The sequence below is a fragment of the Sorangium sp. So ce295 genome, assembly GCF_051527405.1.
GTDB classification, from domain to species: Bacteria; Myxococcota_A; Polyangia; order Polyangiales; family Polyangiaceae; genus Sorangium; species Sorangium cellulosum_B.
On the sequence record NZ_CP150324.1, the window covers coordinates 10,797,698 to 10,813,648 of the forward strand.

Consider the following 15,951-nt stretch of genomic DNA (forward strand, 5'->3'; position numbering starts at 1 on the left):
CTGGGCGCCCGCGAGCGCGCGCGAACGTCCGGACGCCCGCCGACGCGCGGCCCGCGCCATCCGCTCTGCTAGAGTCGCGAGCGATGTCGCTGATCCTCGCCGTGCTCGGGCTGTTCACCGCGCTCTACCTGCTGTCGGGGCTGCGGCAGATCAACCAGTGGGAGGCCGCGCTGCGCTTCACGCTCGGCAAGCTGACCGGCCGCGTATCCCCCGGGGTGACGCTGTTCCTCCCGGGGATCCAGGAGCTGCGGCGCATCGACACGCGGATGAAGAACCGCGATCTCCTCCAGCAGATGGTGATCACCCGCGACAACGTGACCACGATGGTCGACGCGGTCGTCTATTACCGCGTCGTCGATCCGGAGAAGGCCACGCTGGCCGTCGAGAACTACGAGAACGCGATGAAGGATCGCGCGAAGGTCGTGCTGCGCGACGTGGTGGGCGAGACGCGGCTCGACGAGCTGCTCGCGCACCGCGAGGAGGTCGCCGCCAAGGTGCGCGCGCAGGTCGAGGCGGTGGCGGCCGCGTGGGGCCTGCACGTGGAGATGATCGGCCTCCAGGACATCGCGCTGCCGCCCCAGATGCAGGAGGTGCTCGCGAAGGGCGCGATCGCCGAGCGCGATCGGCGCTACGTGGTCATCAAGAGCGAGGCCGACGTGGAGAGCGCGAAGAACTTCGCGGAGGCGGCGGGCATCCTCGCGCGCTCGCCCGGGGCGATGGAGCTGCGCCGCTTCGAGGCGCTGGCGAACCTGAGCCAGGGCAACACCAAGGTGATCTTCGACCTCGCGAAGCCGTACGACGACGTGCGGCACGCGGCGGTCGCGATGGCCGAGGCGGCGGCGACCGAGGCGAAGCCCGCGCGCGTCCAGCAGGGGCAACGCGCGGTCGACGCCGAGGCGCAGCGCGAGGCCGAGGCGGCCCTCGAGGAGGAGGCGGCGCTCGAGGAGCAGCGGACGGCGCGGCGCGGGCGCATGGGCGGGGCGTGATCCCGGCGCTGACCGCGCTCAAGGCCGCGGTCGCGGCGCTGCTCGAGGCGCGCGGCGAGCGCGGGCTCTCCGCCCTCGTCGCCGGCGGGGAGCTCGCGCTCGCCGCCCCGCCCCAGCGGTGGACGCTGGGGTCGCGCGAGGTGAGCGCGTCGCGCCTCTCGCTGGCCGTCGACGCGCCCGAGTTCGCGGCGCTCACCGCGGATCCGAGCCGCCTCGCGGCGGTGAAGGAGGCGTTCGCGAGCGCGGTCCGCACGCCGGAGACGGAGCTCGCCGATCTGTCGCTGGTGCTGCGCCTGCCCGGCGTCGGGCGCGGGTGGAGCCAGATCTACCGGGAGGCCGCCCTCCCGGCGGCGCCGGAGCGGCCGGCTCCGGACGCGGTGCTCGGCGGCGCGGCGGCCCTGCTCGAGGCGTCGGGCGACGCGCGGGGCGCGGCGATGCTCCGCCGCGCGCGGCTCGAGGCGGCGCAGGTCGCGAGCGGGGGCGCCGCGCTGGTGCGCTGCGTGGTGCGGCTCGAGCCAGCGGATCGCGCGGCGCTCGACCGCGACGGCGAGCGCGCGGAGCGGTTGCGGCGGGCGGTGCGCGACGCGGGGACGCGCGCGTCCGAGGCGATCGCGTCCGTGGAGCTCGCCACGGCGCTCTACCCGCTCGGCGGAGCGGCGGCGCCGGAGGCCCGGCTCGCGCGGGCGCTCGCGGCGCGCGGCGCGGTGGCGGTGACCATCCGCCGCGGTGACGGACCGAAGGGCGAAGGCGTGGAGCTCGCGGTCGTGGCGTCCGGCGAGCTCATGCGCGTCCGGATCACGGCGGCCCCGGAGCGCGAGCAAGGCGGCTGGAGAGCCGAGGGGATCCGCGCGATCACCGTCACAGCCGGGGACCTCGCGACGCCGGAGCGGACGGAGGAGCTCGCCGCGCTGCTCTGTGGCGGCGGCGAGCTCCCGTGACGCGCCGCCGTCAGCCCCGCGCCAGCAGGCCGGGCGTCTCGGCGCCGGCGCCGGGCGTCGCAGCGCCGTTGCGCGGGGGGTTCTCCGGGCGGGTCATGCTCCGGATCGCATGCTGGAGCGCAGCGCGGAGGTTACGCTGCGTGTTGAGCTGCAGGGCGTCTGAAGTAACATTCATCATACGATCACTCTCCCTGGAGCTCAGAAAGGCAGCAGGGCATCGCGCGCGACGAGCCCCTGCGCTCACCGCTCGGCGAGCCACGCCGGATACCCCTTCGATTCAACGGACGTGAGGCCGAGGTCGGGCACCTCCACGAACGCCGCGCGGCCCACGGTATAAAGCGCTTCGAGCAGGGTCGCTGGCGGACCGAACGCTTCGAGGCCCAGCGACCACGCCGCCGGAGCAGCCGCGCTCTGGCCTTCCCCCACGGCGACGCGCGTCAGCTCGACAGCACACCCGGCTCCGGGGTGCGCGCCGTCCATCACCTCGACGGCGCGTCCGCCCACCAGCCCGAACACCCTCACCCGACGCTCCTTGGTGAGGGTCATCCACCCGCTGTCATCGGCGTCCGTCGACGAGAGGGTGAGCTTCGTCCACCGCTCCAGCTCACCCAGCACCGTGGGAGAGAGATGGATGGATCCGAGGGCGCAGACCCGACACTTGACCTCCAGGCCCTTCGGCCGCCCGCCGCGCTTCTTGATCCCGAGATCGGCGCGCCGGAGACACCGGTAGCGGTCATGCCGGGGCGCTTCGGAGAACACACGCGAGAACCACGACACGAGCCGCGTCGCCCGAGCGTCGTCCGCAGGCAGAAACCAGCGGACTTCGATGCTCTCCCGGATGTCCATGACGTCCTCCCGGCCGCGCGCTGGCGGCGCGTCCGCACCCCCGCCTCCATGATGCCAGAAACGGGGGCACGTGTGCCGCCGGCGCGACGAAGCTAGGATCTCAGGTCGGGCTGCCTTCCACCGGAGCACGCACGGCTGCAGGCGGGCGAGCGCCTCTGCGCGCGCCGCAGCGCGTCTCCGGCTCAGGCCCTCGACGACGCCCGGAATGAGTCGGACACGACCTTCTTTGCAAAGTCGATGATCGGCTCCCTGGGGACGTTCTGGATCGCGTACTTGACCGCGTAGCCGCCGGCGAGGACGGTGAGCTGGCGCAGGATCTTCGAGCTGGCGAGCACGCCAATCGCGAACGCCGCTCCGCCGATCGCGATCGGGACGATGTACGGGACGTCCTTGACCTTGGTCTGGATGTCCTTGGCGAACTTCAGCAGCATGTCGAGGCTCACCGCGCCCTCGCCGCCCTGCGTCTGCGGCGCGCCAGGCTCGTGCGAGCCGGACTCCTGCGAGCCGCCCTCGTAAATCCCGTTCTTGTACCCGCCCGAAGTGTACTGGTCGTTACTGATGCTCATAGCGCTCTACCTCGTCCTGAGATGATCAGCCACGAAAGTGGCGTTAGCTCCCGGCGCCATGCGAAGCACATACCAGCAGCAAGCGCCGGGGCGGCCGACGCGCAGCCACGCGTGAGCCCGCGCGGCTCGCGCGGCAGCGGGCGAGCCGCTTGCGCCAGCGGCGAGGGCGCCCGCAGGCGAGGGCGCACGCGTGCGATGAGGCAACTTGGCCTGGCGTGGCAAATGATCCCACCTCGATCGGCTCACCCGATATCGTCGCATCGGAGGAGAGGCTGTCTGCACAAACCTCGAATGCGGCGAGCTGCGCCCACGCCCACGGAGGCGACGCTCGTGCTCGATCGGTAGCGCTGACCAGCGCTCGGCGCGAGCTGGGAGCGCCGGTTGCACGCCGCGCCTCCGAGACCGACGCGCGCGCGCCGGAGCTTGCTCCCGGCACACGCGTTGCGTGAGTTGCCTCACCCATGTCGCTCATAACGGTGCTGTTCGGCCGGCTCATCTGCCCGATGCACCGGAGACCGCCTGATCGTCGTGCGCGGCCGCGCCGGCCCGAGGCCACCGGCCGACGCGGCAGCGCCGCGTCCCGGAGGCGCGCCGCGGGTGGCCGTCGAGCGTAGGGCCGGGCCAGCGGAGCCGGGCCCGGCGCCTCACCACCACGAGCGCTGGCGGGCGAGCGAGACGATCGCGGCCGAGAGCTTGCGCGGGTCGTGGCGAATCAGCTTGCCGCCGAACAGCAGGTCCGCAGGGACGAGGAGGTCGGAGGCGAGCGGTTTGTCCGGCGAGGTCACGACCGGCTCGGAGCCGGCGGAGGCGTACTCCTCGAGGCCCTCGGAGGGCCAGACGTCGTTGACCAGCACCGCGTCGAGCCTGGCCTCGCCGAGGTACATGGCGATGGTCCCCACGAAGTCCTCGACCGTGTAGCCGGGGGTCTCGTTGGGCTTCGTCATCAGGTTGCACACGAACATCGCGCGGGCGCGGCTCGCCGCGATGGCCTCTCGCACGCCCTTGACCAGGAGGTTCGGCACGAGGCTCGTGTAGAGATCTCCCGGCCCGAGGATGATGAGATCGGCCTCCGCGATCGCGTCGAGCGCCGCTGGATACGCCTGGGCCTCGGGATCCAGATAGACCGAGAGCACCGGCGCATCGAGCATGTCGGAGAGGTTGTCAATCGACGCTTCGCCGCGGATGGTCCGGTCGTTCTCGAGGTGCATCACGAGATCGACGTGATCCATCGTGACCGGGAGGACGCGGTTCTTGACGGAGAAGATCTCGTGCAGGCGCTCGACCGTGAGGGGGAGCGAGCCTGTGATCTCTTGCACTGCGGTGAATATCAGGTTGCGCAGGGTGTGCCCGCCGAGGCTCCCCGAGCGGAAGCGGTGGCCGAGCAGCTCCTTCAGCGCTTCCGGGTGCTCGGACAGGGCGACGAGGCAACGCGTGAAGTCGCCCGGCGGGAGGAGTCCGTACTCGTCCCGGAGCCTCCCGGAGCTCCCGCCCGAATCCATCATGGTCACGATCGCCGTGATGCGGACGCTCAGGTCACGCAGGCCGGTGAGGAGCGTGTAATGGCCCGTCCCCCCTCCCACGGTCACGATCTTCGGCGTCGCCATGGGGGAGCAGGCTACCATGCGGACGAGCGGGGCCGATACCGACCGTCAGGCCGCCGAGATCTCGACGCGCGGCTGCGGCGCGCACTTCGCGAGGCGGCGCGACGCGACGGCGTGGTACGTGGGCGCGATCTCGGCGCTGTAGCAGCGCCTCCCTGCGGTGAAGGCCGCCACCGCGACCGAGCAGAGCCCCCCGAATGGCTCCCAGACGACATCGCCTGGATCGGACGATGCGCGGATGATGCGATCGAGCAGCTTGAGGGGCTTCTGGTTGCCGTGGATCGACCGGGTGTCCTCCTTGAAGCGTTCGGGGCCGCGGACCGCCGGCTCGTGCCAGACGTTGGTCACGCCGACCTCGCAATGGAATTTGGCTCTCAGGGTAGCCCACTCCTCGCCCGTCAACGGCCGCTTGCCATCGACCGAGAAGTAGGGTCGCCCCTCGGGGCGGCCGTGCGCGTTCGCGAAGGCGGCGATCTGCTCGAACGCCGAGGCCGGGGGGTAATACCAGAGGTGGCAGCGGGTGAAGTACTTCCTCGTGGCCGCGTTCTTCACGCCGCACGCCTCGTTGGTCTGGCGCAGGGGGAGGCCCGAGCGCTCCCATTCATGCCGCAGCCAGGTCTTGAGGGGCAGCCGCACGCCGGCGCTCTCCAGGAAGACCTTGCGCACGTACTGCACGCACACCTCGCTCACCACGGGGAACTTGCGCAGCGTCCGGGTGTTCGCGTTGCCCGCGATGTGGGCGATTCCCTTGTCCCAGACGTGGCAGGTCCGGTACTCCCAGCCGTGCTGCTCGAGCAGCGGGTGCACCGTCGCCCAGCCGACCTCCGTCGCCCAGAACCAGAGGGTGGCGGACGGCAAGGCGCGCTCCGACCAGACGGCGACGTGGGGCGCGTACCACGCGGCGAGCCCGTCGTGCGTCGGGGGATCGCCGGGAAAACCGGAGACGCCATAAGCACCGTCGGAGACAATCACGGTGGGTCTCGGCCAGGAGGCGTAGTGCTCCAGCGCGTCGCCGAGCGTCAGGGTGGGGTGGAGGGTGGTCGATGCGCGCTTCACGGGGGACACGCGGCCATCCAATCGAACTGCGCGGATCTGTCAACAAAACGGCGGAGCTCGGCCCCGGCGAGCCGCCTGGACCCGCGCGCGACGCGGCGCGGGCGGGGCGCGCTCCGTCAGCGCCTCGGGCACTCGCCGAGCGCGAGCCCCAAGCGCCCGGGATCGGCCGATCCGTACGACATCGCCGCCCTCCAGTCGACGTGGGGCGCCGTGGGGCGCAACGTCGGTCGCGTCGTCGGACGCAACGTCGGTCGCTTCGGCCGCCGGGGGCAACGTCGGTCGCGTCGGCCGCCGGGGGGCAACGTCGGTCGTGTCGGCCGTCGTCGTCGGTCGCGACGGCCGGCCGCGCCCTCTCCGTACCGGCCGTGATCCCCGCGCCACCGCCACGCCGCCCCTGCGGTGGGCATCGACGCGCGGATCTACGAAGACGTGCACGGAGGTCGCCGCGAGGAGACAGCCTGTGGAAATGAGGGGAACACTATCCGCGCAGGACCGCGCACGGCCCGTGTGCCGCCTTCGTGCCGGTGATTGAAGAGATCGTTCGTTCGGCGTATGTTCGGTGGCTTGGTGCGCAACTTCGCTTTGCCGGCGCTCCGCGGCGATGCCCGCGACGAGGCCGACACCGGTGTGACCAGCCTACGCGGGGCCATCGATTCCACACGGGAGGAAATCATGAATGCATTGAAGCGCATGAGCTCGAGAGCCGCTGTTCGCGCGCTCCCGGGCGTCGTTCTGGCCGGGGTGAGCCTGCTCGCGCCGCGCCCGGCAGAGGGCCAGACGGCCGGAGAGCCGGGCCATTTGTACTGGGCCGACACACTCGTAACCCACATCGCACCGGTGAACAACGAATATGGAAGCGGCACGACCTATGTTTATTGGGCCGGCGTCGGAGGAGCCCCCGATTATCGGAGCCGCAGCCTGTGCGCGTCGTTCGTCACGAACGTCCTCAAGCAGGCGTATCAGCTGTCCGTCTACGACATCAACACATGGTTCGGCAGCATGAGCCCGAACGCCTCGCTGTACCACGACAGGATCATCGAGGAGGTCGGGTTCGAGCAGATCGTGACGGTGAGCGAGATCGAGGCCGGCGATATCGTCGCGATCGAGTATCCGGCGGGGAGCACGGCGAGCGGGCACGTCGCCATCGCGGCAGGCGCTGCAGTGCCACGCGTGGCGACCTATCCGTTCGTCACGGGGACGATACAGTACTCGCTCCTCGTCCTCGACTCGAGCACCACGGGCCACGGGACAACCGACACCCGGCGCAACGCGGACGGCTCCTGGCACGCGGGTGTTGGCAGGGGTGTCATGCGCCTCTATGCCAACAGCAACGGGACGATCGTGGGACACGCCTGGAGCACGCAATCGGGATCGACCTACTATGGGACGCAGGTGCGCGATATCGTCGTCGGCCGCATCACGGAGCCGTATATCGAGCTTCCCCTACCGTTGTAGCGACGCGCACGGACCGCCCGCGCTTCCTCGACCACCAGGCCGGCTCACGCAATCCCGGCGCCCTTGACGTGTAGCTTCACACGAAAACGAGGTACGCGTTCATGCGCGCGAACGGAGGGCGTCTGCCGCTTACTCGCCCTCGTCGAGCAGCCCAGGTGGCGCGTCGGCATTTCGACCGTTCCTTTTACGACACGAGCGGATCATCGTTCACGGCCACCCCATGGAATACGCGCATCCACCACGTCTCTGCCGGAAACACCGCGCTGCGCAGCCCTGCACGCCATCGTTGAAGCGCCTCGCGGTACGCTGCGCGAAACGCCCGGACAGCGGCAACCGCGGTCCTTCGTGCGTCTGCATGTCCCCTCCCCGCCGCAAACGTTGGATTGAGGCCGCGGGGCGCCTCGACGCTCGTCGCGCGAGCGTCGGGCGACACCGCGCATGCGCGCTCGGGGCCGAGGAAACCGCGGCCAGTTCGATGCATCGCGGCGTGCGCCTCGGCTTCCTTCCGCTCCAGCTCCGCCGCCACCTCGCTCCGGAAGGCGTCCGCGTCATCATCCGCCACAGCTGGCGGAAGCGAGATCGCAATGGCGGCGTCCTCGGGCCATGCGGGATTGCTCGAAGCAAAGTAGACGTCAGGACGCCTCGCCCGCAGCTCGCCGCGGCCGATTTCGTTGACGAGCACCTTCGCTCCCGGCCATTCCTTCGCACGTCGCACCAGCCCCGCCTCCACCGGGTTCGCCAGTGAATATGAAATCTTCTCCACCACAGCCGTCCGCGTCAAGAGGCGAACAACGCTGGTCGCTTCGTGGCCCCAGACCGGCCCCTCCCAGGTTCGGAGCACCTTGGTCCCCAGCGCCACGAGGCGATGAAACAGCTGCAGGAATCGCGGAAGCACGCCTTCGACGTCAGTGACGACGACGTGCAGGTGCGTGGACATGGCGCACAACGCATGCAGGCGAACGCCGTAGCGCCTGGCCGAAACCGCGAGTGCATAGGTGATCAGCTGAGTAATCGCGGCGTCCGGTCGGAAGAGGAGGTGTCGCCGCAACGCGCGTCGCGTGAGGAGATAGGTGGCGCCTGCAACGATAGCGCGAGGCTGGCTCATGGCTGCCGACTATGCCAAACGCGTGCCGGGGCTTGTAGCCAATGATTTCGCATACTTGAATCTTCGAGTTCCTGGCGGATCCTGTTTTCCGCCGGCGCCCGCCATGGCCTTTGCCTGGGACCGCCTCGTAGACAACACGTATCGGGTCTCACCACCAAGGCAACGTCGGTCAGACACGCCGGGCCGGCAGACCGGCAACGTCGCTCAGGTCGACAGTCAACGGCAACGTCGGTCAGCCCCGCATCGGTCAGCCCCGCAGTCAGCCCGGCACGGGCCCAACAGGGGCCTCCGTTTCCGGTTGACATCTGGCACGGCGCATGGATCAACCACATTGCGCGCGTTCATGGTTGTCGACCTCGTGCGATGCTCTCGCCCGCCATGCTGCTGGAGAACTCCCATGCACCGACCCCTCCTCGCCCAAGGCCTCGTGCTGTCGCTCTCGCCGTTCGGGTGCTCTACTAGCCCGGAAATTCCTGAAGCGTACGGCGTGGCGGTCATGACCGTGAACGGGGAGAGCTTGGTGCTTGACACGGGGGATAGCGGCAAGCTGCCTGTCGCCGGATTCGACGACAGCTGGGACGTTGACTGCTCCCGCCTCAATGGCGAAACCAATCTGGAGCTGGTGGATCACTCGAAGGACAGGAGGGGCTTCTACTACCTCGATCTCCATCTGCTCGGCAGCAAGCGCAAGGGCGGCGACGCTGCTGTCGTGAACATGCGAATGTACGTCGACGATGCGCTTTTCTATGGCTCTTGCCACGCGACGCTCCGGACATCGTCCGAGGACTCGCACGAATGCAGGTTCTCTTTCGCTGACTGTGGCCTGAACTTGCTCGGCGCTGCCCAGGACGTTGTCCCAGCGCGCCTCGAGTTCGCGTCATTCCACTTGAAATGGTGCTTCGTCCCCTGAGGGGGCGGGGCGCGATATGTCCGAGGACAGCTCCTCCGCGGCGCGTCGTGGCGCAAAATGACCGACGCCGCTCCACAGGGCGTCCCCACAGAGCGCGAGGCGCTCGCACCGGGCGCGACGTCGGGCACGGCGTGCCGCAATGAGGCTTGGAGGAGCGCCCCGAAGCAGCTCTGGCCGGCGCGCCGGCCCGCAGGTACACCTCGATCCATGGTCGATGCGTCTCCCCGGCGGAGGTTCAGCGCCGCGTTCGCTCGGTGGTCTCACCGCGTCCGGCGGCGGCTCGCGCTCGATCTGGTCCTCACCGGCGCCGCCGCTGGGATGATGCTCGGCGCGGTAGGCGCGGCGGTCGCCTGGCAGATGCGGCAAGGCGCGCTGCGCCCCTGGATGGCCGCGGGCGGCCTGCTCGGCGCCGTGGCCGGCGCAGCGGTGGCGCGCCGGCGCCGGTGGAATGACCCGAACGTCGCGTTGTTTCTCGACGGCAAGCTCGGCTCCGCCGAGTCGGTCTCCACGGCCGTTGAGCTCGCAACAGCCGAGGACGCGGTGGACGGCGCGCCCCGTGCCATCGCATCCGCGGCCCGCGAGGTGGTGTTCGCCCATGCGACCGCGGCCCTCGATGCCGCAACCGCCCGGCAGGTCCGCACGCCTTTGTGGCGACGCTGGCATGCCGGAGCGCCCCTCGCGGCAGCGGCCATTGGCTATCTCAGCTGGCTTCCCCTGCCACCAGCGCCCGCGGCAGCAGCGCCCCCACCCGGGGCCGAACACGTGCGCCTCGCCGAGATCGCCGGCCTCGGGCGGGTGGTCCAGCTTTCCGAGATCGACGCTCGGGACGCAGAGCAACACGATCGGCTGAAAAAGCTCTCGGACGACGCGAAGAGGCTCCGCGAAAAGCTGAAGAGCGGCGTCGAGCGCCGCGAAGCGCAGGCCGAGCTCGGCAGGCTCCGCGACGCGATCACGGCCGAGCGGCTATCGCTCGGCGAGGGCGAGCAGCGTCATGGGATGGAGTCGGCGCTCGGCAAGCTCGGAGAAGACCCCCAGCTGAAGCGGGCTGCGAAGGCGCTCGGCGATCGCGACCTCGTGGCGTTCGACGAGGAGATGGCGCGGCTCGCGAACAAGCTCGAACGGGATGACCGCGAACGGGCCAGGAAGGCGCTCGAGGAGGCCGCCGAAGCCGCCAAGAAGGCCGGCGCCCCCGGCGTGGCGAAGGCGCTCGAGGAACAGCGCAAGCTGCTGGATCAGCGCGGCAAGCAGGCCGACGCGTTGAGGGAGCTGGCGGAGGCGCTCGGCGACGGGCTCGACGACGAGGGGCGCGACGCGCTCCGCGAGCTCGCCCGGACCGGCAGCGACCGCGACGCACGGCGGCTTGCTGGCAGCCTCGAGAAGGCGCTCGAAAAATTGAGCCCCGAGGAGCGCAAGCGGCTCGCCGATCGCTTGAAGCAGCGGATGGCGCAGTCCCCCGAGAGCGCGCTCGGAGAGCCCATGTCGAAGGAGCAGATGCGCGAGCTCGCACGGCAGATCGAGACGCCGGACGGACAGCAGCAGCTCGAGGAACAGCTGCGCCAGATGGCCCAGGAGGGGAGCCCGAGCAGCGAGGAATCGAAGCGCCAACGAGCGCTCGACGATGCACAGCGCGGGGCGGGCGAGGCCGAGGGGCAGCTCGGGGGGACGCCGCTCCCGGTGCCGATCGCAGGCGGGTCAGGCCAACCGGGGTTGGGCGGCCAGGAGCGCGGACAGGGCGGGCAGCAGGGCTCGTCCGGGGGCGGGACTGGCAAGCAGGGGTCGGCGCAGCCAGGTCACTCGGAGGGCGGCGGCTCGGGCAGCCACGAAGGGCAGACCGGCGCGATCGCCGGGGGTGAGCTGCGCTCACAGGCCAGCGCGAGGCTCAACCCGGGTAGGCCGATGCCGGGCATCGTGACGGGCCGAGCAGCCGGGCGCGCCGGAGACACCGCCAACGTGCGCGGCGAGAGCGCGCTCGGTGTCGTGGGTCCCCAGGAGGTCGGCGGTGTCGAGCGCAGCGATGTCCCCGAGGAGTACCGCGAGCAGGTAGGCCGTTACTTCCAGCCGCGCTGAGCCCGGGGACGAGACGTGGAGCGCGCAGCGCCCACCGGCCTAGAAGCTCGCACCCAGCAGCAGGCCGTTCGCCTCCGCGCTCACGAAGGGCGCAGCATACAGCCGGGGGAGCCCGGCCTTCGTGACCGGCGTGCGGCTCGACGTGGAGAACGCGTACAAGGCCGTCCCCGCGAGCACCACGCCGCCGCCGAGGAAGCTCCAGAACGAGACGTTGGCGAGCGTGGTCTGGGCGTCGCGCAGGTCGGTGCGCCTCTCGCTGCCGAACGGCTCCGTCGCTGCGGACTCGCCCTTTGCCGTGGAGAGGATCGCGAAGGTCACGCCCGACGCGAGCCCGAGCAGCCCGACGGCCCCGCCCGCGACCACCAGCGGAATGTTCGGGCCCGAATCCAGGCTGAGAGCGATGCTCTGGTCCGAGCCCCTCGCCACGAGCAGCGACGTCGACGTCCTGGCGCCAGCGCGGCGTGCCTCGATCCTGCGCTTGCCGGGATCGACGAACACCTGGGTGTCGAGGGGCGAATGCCCGACGACCTTGCCGTCGACGAGCACCTCGGCATTGTCGACGTTCACGCTGATGCGAAGCGCGCCGACCTGCGATCTGGCGACGGCGAGGCGCTTCTGCAGGAAGCTCTTCTTCTCTGCCTTCTCGCCGAGCGGAAAGATATTGAGCGCGTACAGGAGGTGCTCGGCCGCCTCGCGGGGCTGGTTCACCTCCAGCTCGACGTTCCCGAGGTTGCCGGCCACGTCAAAGCTCTGCTGGAGATCCCACGCCGCCTGATAACGCGCCTCGGCCTCGGCGAATCGCGCTTCATCGTAGAACCTGTTCCCCTCCCGGTAGAGCTGCGCGGCGCGCTCGCCCGCGCGCGACGTCGCAGCCGGGGCGTCGGTCGGAGAGTTCGGCATCAGCCGAGCCTCGCCGGTCGCGCTCGCGACGCTCGGCCCCAGAAGAACCGCCGCGCACGGGAGGAGTAGAGACAGGTATTTCAAGAATGGCTTTCGCATGGTGGCTGGCGGGAGGAATGCAATCCGGAGAGGCGACGCCTCAGGGGAACGGACGCGGGGGAGCGGTCGTCCCCGGGGGCGTTGTGGGCGACGCAGAGGGCGCGGACGGCGGGACCGAGGGTGGGATCGGAGGGCTCACAGCCGAGTCGTAGAAGTCGTCCACCGCCGTCGAAGGCTTGACCGGGCGCCGCACCTGCACAGCAGGGCGCGGTGATGACGGACGGGCGGCGACCGTGGCCGCGGAGTGAGCGGGCGGCGAGCTCGGCTCCGCCGTGGGCGACGCTGTCGGAAGCTCGGGCGCGGCGGGAACGAGTCGCTCTGCGGTGGGCGGCGGCTCGATCGCCACCGGGGGCGGAGGTTCGGGCTGCGCGCTCGGGGTGGGCGTCGCGAGCCCAGCGGGATCGGGCGTGGGAGCGCGGCCGCCCTCGGCCAGCGCCGGATCCTGCTCGCTCGTCGGATTGGCGGCGCGCCACAGCACCCAGAAGCCTGCGACCGTCGCGCTCCCCAGGAACACGAGCAACGCGAAGAGCGCCAGCGGGGCCCGGCGGCGGCGCGCCGCGAGCACCGCCGCGGCGGCCGCTGCGGTCACCGCGGTGTCATCGGACCGCGCCGCGGTTGGCTGCAGCCCCGCTCGAGGCGCGCCGGCTGCTGGCGGGGGAGCGGCCGCGGCAATCGGCCGCTGCTTCCGGGACGACTGCCCGCGCGAGCCGGACGACTCGTCTTCGGGCGGCGGCCAGACGCCGCTGCCCACACCGACGCGGGCCGTGCGGACGCCACCGGGACGCGCGCCGCCCTGCCCATCGGGAGCACCGGTCGGGGGGCCCGGCAACCCCTGCACAGGGATCCTGCGCATCGTCGGCCGGTTCCGTTCGTCGACGCCCTTCAACAGCGACGGCGCTACCTGGATCTTCTGCTGATCTATCGCCTGGTGCTCTCGGTTCGGAGGCAGCGTGACCGGAGGAACGTACACCTGCTTGTCGCTCGGCCCCGCCTCGCGATCCTGGCGGCGCCGCGGCCTGGGCTCGCCCCACTGCACCATCCGCTCCGCGGGCGGCGCTGCGGGGCCGGTGTTCCCTTCTTCAGGTCTGCGGCGCGGCTCCTGCGTAAGCGCTCGCTGTTGCGCCGGTGAGGGGTGCTCTTGCGATGCAAAATTCGGCGTGTCGTACCCGCGCGGCGGCTGCTGCGGCAGCGTCGGTTGCTGCGGCGCGGCGTCGCCCGCAGCGCCCTGAGCCGCCGGCTGCCCTGGCGAGCTCTTGTTCGCGTTCCTGTTGGTCATGCCTGCCCCTCTCGCCACGCGCAAAAGGCGCGCTGCTGCCCCACGTGAGCAGCAGCGCATCGAGCCCCCGGTACAAGACGCCGCGCTGTCATGGGCGCGCTCCCGAGGTGATCTGCCTCGACCGCTGCACCGCAGACGGCGTGGCGGGCGCCGCGGCAGCGCTCCGACGAGCCCGGGGGCGGCGGAGGCCAGCGTCGAACATGCGCTGGTCTGCGCACGGTACCTCGGAGCTCGCTCGGGGACAGGGCCACGGCATGGACCCGAAGATACTCCACCCGGCCGCCACCACCACGCACCCAAGCGTCACCACCCCCTCCGGAGCGATGCCAAGGCCGCTCCATGGCAGGGCGCGGGCATCGGGAGCCGCCGCCGTCACGGACGTGACGGCGGCGGCTCCCGATGCCCGAAGGCGCCGGTGTCGCGGACCATGACGTCGCGCAAGGCGCGGCTCCGCGGGTCGACGGCGCGCAAAGTTGCCCCTGGCCACCTTCTTGCTTCCTCACCGAACCACGCGCGTGTTGCCCAATACTGCGCTGCCCAAATTCCCGCGTGCCACGACATCGATTTTATGCACCCATCCAGCATCCACGGTCTACGACGGTCGACGGTCCGCACCTTCTGGCCCGCACCCAGGTTGAGCTGCCTTGCCTCGTGGCCCGCACCCAGGTTGACCTCTACCGCGCCTGAGGTTGACCAGGTTGACCCCTCCGAGGTTGACCCTTCCGACCCAGGTTGCCCCTCTCAGCGCCGGCGCTCCCATTCTGCAGCCCGCATCGTAGCGGGTTCGTCACACCGGGTGACGTTCCTGGCAGCATCCGCGGCGACGACGCCGTACCCGCCTGTCAGCTTACGAGGCTCACCAGCAGCGCCAGGGTGAAGCCGAAGAGCACCACGCTCACCACCAGCAATCCCATGGCCGCCCAGCTGGCCTGAGCGCGCGCGGGCCGTCGCGCGCGCCGCGGCCTGCCTCTGTGCGCCTCCGAGGCCCTCTGCAGCGCAGCCCCTGGGGCGGGCCGCGCTGCCATATACGGCGCCGTGAGGCCGAACGCCTTCACGGTCGCGCTCAACGTCGGTGGGAGCGCCGGCGCCCGGACCGGCGGCAACGTCAGCGGCGCCGTGCGCTGCCAGTACGACCCGGACGGTATGGCCGACCCACCATCCACCCCTCCCGAAAGCCCTGCGGCGATGCGCGACAGCTCCGCCGCGAACGCCGCTGCGTCAGGGAAACGGAGCTCCGGGCTCTTCTCCAGCGCCCTCATGATCGCGCGGTCGAGCTCCGGCGGCACCGGTCGTGGCGCGTGGCTCGACGGCGGCGCGGGGACCTCGCTCGCATGGGCGCGCACGAGCTCGTGGACGCGGCTCACATGCTCGAACGGATCGCGACCGGCGACCAGCGTGTAGAGCACCACGCCGGCCGCATACACGTCGGTGCGCGCGTCGACGGCGAGCCCGCAAGCCTGCTCGGGCGAGAGATAGCGCGGCGTACCGACGAGCACCCCCTCCTCCGTCTGATAGAGCGACGGCGCCGGCGCGCGCCCATCGCCGCGCGGAGCGACCACCTTGGCGATGCCGAAGTCGAGCACCTTCACCACGCGCCGCCCCTGCGCATCCGCGTCGCACACGAAGAGGTTCTCGAGCTTCACGTCGCGGTGAACGATGCCCGCGCCGTGCGCCGCGGCGAGGCCCGCCAGCGTCTGCGTCACGAGATCGAGCGCCTCCATCGCAGGCAGCGCGCCGCGCGCCGCGAGCTCCTCGCGCATCGTCCGGCCGCAGAGCCGCTCCATGACGAGGAACGTCCTCCCCTCGGCGGTCCGCCCGAAATCGGTGACGGTCACCAGGTTCGGGTGGGCGAGCCGCGCCAGCGACTGCGCCTCGACGCGCATCCGCTCCACGAGCCGCGGCTCGCGGTTCAGGTCGCGGTGCAAGAGCTTCACCACCACCGGCTTGTCGAGGCCCACGTGCGCCGCCTCGATCACCTCGCCCATCCCCCCTCGCCCGAGCCGGCGCACGGGCCGGTACGGCGTTCCATCCAGCAAGGTATCGCTCAGCTCAGGCGCCGCGCATCGGCAGTCTTCGTGCGAAGGCAAGGCCATCCTCTGCGGGTCGAGGTGGTGCCGCCGTCGTCACACGACGCGAGGAATCGAGA

14 protein-coding genes are annotated in these 15,951 nt (G+C 70.9%); 5 read left to right on the forward strand and 9 right to left on the reverse strand.

Features of this window, described 5'->3' with window-relative positions; genetic code table 11:
• Positions 1–83 precede the first annotated feature (83 nt).
• Entirely contained in the window at positions 84–986 is a 903-nt protein-coding gene (locus WMF11_RS41005; RefSeq protein ID WP_437545290.1) for an SPFH domain-containing protein, read from the forward strand.
• Complete coding sequence (locus WMF11_RS41010; protein WP_437974638.1) at positions 983–1,924, forward strand: hypothetical protein; 942 nt, start codon at positions 983–985, stop codon at positions 1,922–1,924. The genes WMF11_RS41005 and WMF11_RS41010 overlap by 4 nt, the downstream gene beginning before the upstream one ends.
• Positions 1,925–1,934: 10 nt before the next feature.
• Here WMF11_RS41010 and WMF11_RS41015 read toward each other — a convergent pair whose 3' ends face one another.
• The 5 genes from WMF11_RS41015 to WMF11_RS41035 form a co-directional block, all read right to left on the reverse strand.
• Positions 1,935–2,102 (reverse strand): hypothetical protein, encoded by a 168-nt coding sequence (locus WMF11_RS41015; RefSeq protein ID WP_437974639.1) that lies wholly within the window; start codon positions 2,100–2,102, stop codon positions 1,935–1,937.
• A gap of 62 nt (positions 2,103–2,164) precedes the next feature.
• Positions 2,165–2,770, reverse strand: a complete 606-nt coding sequence (locus tag WMF11_RS41020) for a hypothetical protein (RefSeq protein ID WP_437904546.1) — start codon at positions 2,768–2,770, stop codon at positions 2,165–2,167.
• A 182-nt stretch (positions 2,771–2,952) separates the two neighbouring features.
• Positions 2,953–3,336 carry a hypothetical protein gene (locus tag WMF11_RS41025; protein WP_437545297.1) on the reverse strand — a complete coding sequence of 128 codons (384 nt, stop codon included), beginning with the start codon at positions 3,334–3,336 and terminating at the stop codon, positions 2,953–2,955.
• A gap of 644 nt (positions 3,337–3,980) precedes the next feature.
• On the reverse strand, positions 3,981–4,940 hold the full coding sequence (locus WMF11_RS41030) for a gluconeogenesis factor YvcK family protein (protein ID WP_437545299.1): 960 nt from the start codon (positions 4,938–4,940) through the stop codon (positions 3,981–3,983).
• Positions 4,941–4,985: 45 nt separating this feature from the next.
• Entirely contained in the window at positions 4,986–5,744 is a 759-nt protein-coding gene (locus WMF11_RS41035; protein WP_437911075.1) for a DNA methyltransferase, read from the reverse strand.
• A 939-nt stretch (positions 5,745–6,683) separates the two neighbouring features.
• On the opposite strand from WMF11_RS41035, the gene WMF11_RS41040 reads away from it, so the two are divergent.
• Positions 6,684–7,448: a hypothetical protein gene (locus tag WMF11_RS41040; RefSeq protein ID WP_437974640.1), complete on the forward strand. Its 765-nt coding sequence runs from the start codon at positions 6,684–6,686 to the stop codon at positions 7,446–7,448.
• A 184-nt stretch (positions 7,449–7,632) separates the two neighbouring features.
• Here the strand turns inward: WMF11_RS41040 and WMF11_RS41045 are convergent, their stop codons facing one another.
• Positions 7,633–8,553, reverse strand: a complete 921-nt coding sequence (locus WMF11_RS41045) for a transposase (protein WP_437974641.1) — start codon at positions 8,551–8,553, stop codon at positions 7,633–7,635.
• 397 nt (positions 8,554–8,950) lie between these two features.
• Here WMF11_RS41045 and WMF11_RS41050 point away from each other — a divergent pair, with 397 nt between their 5' ends.
• Together WMF11_RS41050 and WMF11_RS41055 are read left to right on the forward strand one after the other, a co-directional pair.
• A complete protein-coding gene (locus WMF11_RS41050) occupies positions 8,951–9,463 on the forward strand; it encodes a hypothetical protein (protein ID WP_437904548.1) in 513 nt (170 codons plus the stop codon).
• A 207-nt stretch (positions 9,464–9,670) separates the two neighbouring features.
• Positions 9,671–11,530, forward strand: coding sequence for a hypothetical protein (locus WMF11_RS41055; protein ID WP_437974642.1), 1,860 nt, complete (start codon positions 9,671–9,673; stop codon positions 11,528–11,530).
• A 39-nt stretch (positions 11,531–11,569) separates the two neighbouring features.
• On the opposite strand, the gene WMF11_RS41060 is transcribed toward WMF11_RS41055, so the two are convergent.
• From WMF11_RS41060 to WMF11_RS41070, 3 genes are all read right to left on the reverse strand, one after another.
• Entirely contained in the window at positions 11,570–12,430 is an 861-nt protein-coding gene (locus WMF11_RS41060) for a hypothetical protein (RefSeq protein WP_437904550.1), read from the reverse strand.
• 139 nt (positions 12,431–12,569) lie between these two features.
• Positions 12,570–13,805, reverse strand: coding sequence for a hypothetical protein (locus WMF11_RS41065; RefSeq protein WP_437904551.1), 1,236 nt, complete (start codon positions 13,803–13,805; stop codon positions 12,570–12,572).
• A gap of 842 nt (positions 13,806–14,647) precedes the next feature.
• Positions 14,648–15,841 (reverse strand): serine/threonine-protein kinase, encoded by a 1,194-nt coding sequence (locus WMF11_RS41070; RefSeq protein WP_437974643.1) that lies wholly within the window; start codon positions 15,839–15,841, stop codon positions 14,648–14,650.
• Positions 15,842–15,951: the final 110 nt, after the last annotated feature.